We start from the raw sequence: 3795 nt of genomic DNA on the forward strand, positions 1-3795 counted from the left end.
CAAAATCATTGAAAGTCAAGACCACAACGATAACGGACATAATTCTTACGTCACCAGTACGGTCTTTAGTCCCGACAGTCAGACCATTGCTTCGGCCGGCTGGGATAACGAAGTCAAGCTTTGGGATCTCAACGGCAAGTTACTGCAAGAATTCAGCAATAGCGATAGCGTCAACAGCGTCAGTTTCGAGCCTACTGGCAAGTTTATCGCCATCGGGAGCTGGGATGGAACGGTGCGGCTGTGGAGTCTCAAAGATAGTACGTTAATTCAAACCTTACAAGGACACGAGTCGGGGGTGTTGGGGGTCAGCTTTAGTCCCCGTGGCGATGCGATCGTTTCGGCCAGCGACGATCGCACGGTGATTTTTTGGAATTTAGATTTAGAAGAACTACTTCGAAATAGTTGTGATTGGGTTGGCGATTACCTACGGACAAATCCCAATGTCAGCGAAGAGGATCGGCGTTTATGTGATGAGATTGAAATCGAGCAGTAGCCTGTGGTTGGAAGGCTACCTGCAAACCAACCCCAACGTCACACAGAACGATCGCGCCATGTGCGAGGAGATTCATCATTCCCAGAAATCGTTGCAAAGCCCCAATATTGCCGACCCACCCCCGACCCCTCCCAAGAGGGGAGAAAGAGGAGTAGGAGTGCGATCGATTTTTCTTGGGGGAACCCAACTTGAAGCGTTGTCTCCAAGTTCCCCTCCCAGGAGGGGTTAGGGGTGGGTTCTTCCCTGGGCAGCCACCCCAACGCGACAGAAGACGATCTCGCCATATGCGAGGAGATTCGCCATTCCCAGAAATAATCGCAAAGTTTCAACATTGCCGACCCACCCCCAGCCCCTCCCGAGAGGGGAGAAGGAGGAGTGCGAGCGATTTTTGTGGGAGACAGTCCAACTTGAGGTGTTGTCTCGAGTTCCCCTCCCAGGAGGGGTTAGGGGTGGGTTCTTCCCTCCGAAGCCTCCCCGCAACCAATATGGCAACTGCTATTTCGGTACCCAAACCGACACCGACCCGGCCGGACAGGAGAAATTACCCCAGCCCTCATCGTTCGTCGTCACCGGTTCGCTGATATGTTCGGTGATATCGATATAGGTGTGGTTCGGCTGCCCCACTTCCATGGACTTGCAACCCTCGTCGCCATTACTCAAAACCACCGCTATGCCGCCGGGATGTTCTTCCGTCCCCAGCCGAGTCCAGCCAATGGTATTGCCATGGTCGAAATAGTCGTACTGGTCGCCGTAACAATAGGTGCGGCGAACGTCCAGAAACTTGTCAATCAACCATTGATGGCTGTCCAACCAAATTTCGTACTCGTTCCCATCCTTGCCAGTATCCTGATAGTTCGCGCCGTAATAGTCCGCATGAAAAATACAGGGATAGCCATCGCGACGCAGCAAAATCAGCGCGTAGGCCATGGGCTTAAACCAAGCCTCCACAACTGATTCGAGAGATTGTAGCGGTTGGGAATCGTGATTTTCCACCAAGGTCACCGCCAATGCCGGTTGTTCTTGGACGAGGGTATTATCGAAAATTTTCCGCAAGTCGTAGTCGCATCCACCCTTGCTGGCTTCGCTAAAGTTGTAGTGCAGCGGCGCATCGAACAAGCTGACATCACCGCCGGTCACCTCAATAAAGTGGTGCAGTGCCTCAACTTCGTAGGACCAGTATTCACCCACGGCAAACAGGCGTCGCCCCGCACTCTGGCGGCAGTGACTGAGCCACTCCGGGAAAAATCCCGCCTGGACGTGCTTCACCGCATCAAATCGAAAGCCGTCTACATTAGTCGTTTCGACGTACCATTCTCCCCAGCGTTTCAACTCCTCCTGCACTTCCAAATTCTCTATATCTAGGTCGCAACCCATCAGATAGTCAAACCCGCCTTTCTCCAGGTCGACGTTGCAGTCGAAAGTTTTGCCCTCGAACAGGTAAACAGCATTGCCATCTTCATCGTAGGCATTGTAGTCCACTGCGTCGAAATGCCACCAGTGCCATTCCATCTCCGAATATTTCCCCTGGCGACCCGGAAAGGTGAAATGCGTCCAAACATTAACTGGGTGCAAATCGCCGATGGGCTGTTGGCGGTTATCGGGGTGAAAAGGGATGGCTTTGGCTTCTTCCGTGGCATCTGCACCGAGTCGGTGGTTGAACACCACATCCGCATACACTCGAATGCCAGCATCTTGGAGGGTTTTAACAGCTTGGATGTACTCATTCTTGGTGCCGTACTTGGTGCGTACCGAGCCTTTTTGGTCGAACTCTCCCAAGTCGAACATATCGTACACGCCATAGCCGACATCGTAACCGCCACCGGTGCCTTTATAGGCCGGGGGCAACCAGACCGATGTTACCCCCACATCTGCCAATTCTCGGGCTTTTTGGGTTAGCTCGTTCCACAAACTTCCATCCGGTGGTAAATACCAGTGGAAATATTGCATCATCACGCCATTGGGTTCGGACATCGCAGATACTCTCCCGATCGTCAGGATCTAAATTTGATAAATTGGAAGCACTGTACTGGATTCGAGCATCGGCAAAACTGCCAACAAAGGGAAATGTAGAGCATCAGTCGCCCTCGATTTCCGCGATATCACGATAGTTTAGAATTTTTTGCTTCCCATGGCTAGGTGAGGAGAACTAGGCATTGATGACAGCCTCAGCTTCTGTGCCACTTGTCAACTGGACTTGAGACTAAACTCGGCGATATCCATCGCAATCAACCCCACCCCTGAGCAGAGGTCGACTTTCGGCAGTTACTGATGTAAATCCGCTTGGAGTTAACGTGAGTTCGGGATAAGCTCAACCCCTGATTCTACCGTTACTGATTTTCACCATTTGTCGGTCTCAAACCTGCATTCTCTCGTTGAGGCAGTTATAGCTATAGCTAAGCGCATAGCAGTTAGGACGAATAAATCGGGATGCACTCCGTCGCTAAAAAATTCACGCACCAACCCCAAATGGGTCATGCAAAAGTGGTCGCCAATCGAGTGTCAATCGCCCCCTGCGCTTAGCGATAAAAATCGAATCTTAACCCGAACTGATGTTGGAGTTAGGTCGAACCAGAGGGTTTTCGGAAGCGTCCGAGACCTTTTTTGACTCAAGAATAGGTGGGAAAAGAGCTGCGCCCCCGACCCTGAGAGCATTGAGGAGATTTACCTCGAGGTCGGGGAGGCCAAGTGGGTGTTCCCAATCGGGCGACAACTGAACCGATGGCTTGAGCCGTGCGTCCGGGAGTCAGAGGAGGTTGAGGTTTCGTCCGATTGCAGAGGTCACTCGCCGATGGTCGAAGCGAGTAAGCCACAATTACCAGGTGATATAGCAGTTCACGCGGGTATCGTTACACATTTTCAGTCATGGGGAATGGGCATTGGTGAAAGGTTAAGCAATTGGGCCCGATGTCAAGTCGAGAGGCTCGAATAGCTATATTCCTTTTCAGCTATACGTTTCCACGATTTGACTCGAAATCAGGTCATGGGATGTTTGGGGGATGGACGAAAATGCAACTGATGCCACGTGTGAACTCACAGGAGACCCAGCTTGGGGTTATCGACTTCCAGCACCTGAGCCGGAGTTGACCCAGTGGTGAGTTCACCCCCACTTGAATTTCTCCCTATGGACTCTCGGTGAAGTTGATGGCGATGACGATCGCATCGTTCAGACTCAACGGCAGTGGTTGGAGTCGCACTACTTAGAAGCAGCAGCCAAAACCGTACAAGTCTCATCGTCACAAGAGCGAGTCACGTAATCGAAGAGCTTTCTCATTTTTTCGGTATAAACCTTGCGCGAATACTTC

At 51.6% G+C, this 3795-nt stretch carries 3 protein-coding genes; 2 read left to right on the forward strand and 1 reads right to left on the reverse strand.

What is annotated here, in order from left to right; all coding sequences use genetic code 11:
* A partial coding sequence (locus AC2215_RS14065) for a WD40 repeat domain-containing protein (RefSeq protein WP_486810642.1) occupies positions 1-493 on the forward strand: 493 nt, incomplete at its 5' end.
* A 495-nt stretch (positions 494-988) separates the two neighbouring features.
* Here AC2215_RS14065 and AC2215_RS14070 read toward each other — a convergent pair.
* A complete protein-coding gene (locus AC2215_RS14070) occupies positions 989-2464 on the reverse strand; it encodes an alpha-amylase (RefSeq protein ID WP_486810643.1) in 1476 nt (491 codons plus the stop codon).
* Between the two features lie 1136 nt (positions 2465-3600).
* Here AC2215_RS14070 and AC2215_RS14075 point away from each other — a divergent pair.
* A complete protein-coding gene (locus AC2215_RS14075; RefSeq protein WP_486810644.1) occupies positions 3601-3747 on the forward strand; it encodes a hypothetical protein in 147 nt (48 codons plus the stop codon).
* Positions 3748-3795: the final 48 nt, after the last annotated feature.

The sequence above is a fragment of the Zarconia sp. genome (assembly GCF_057467645.1).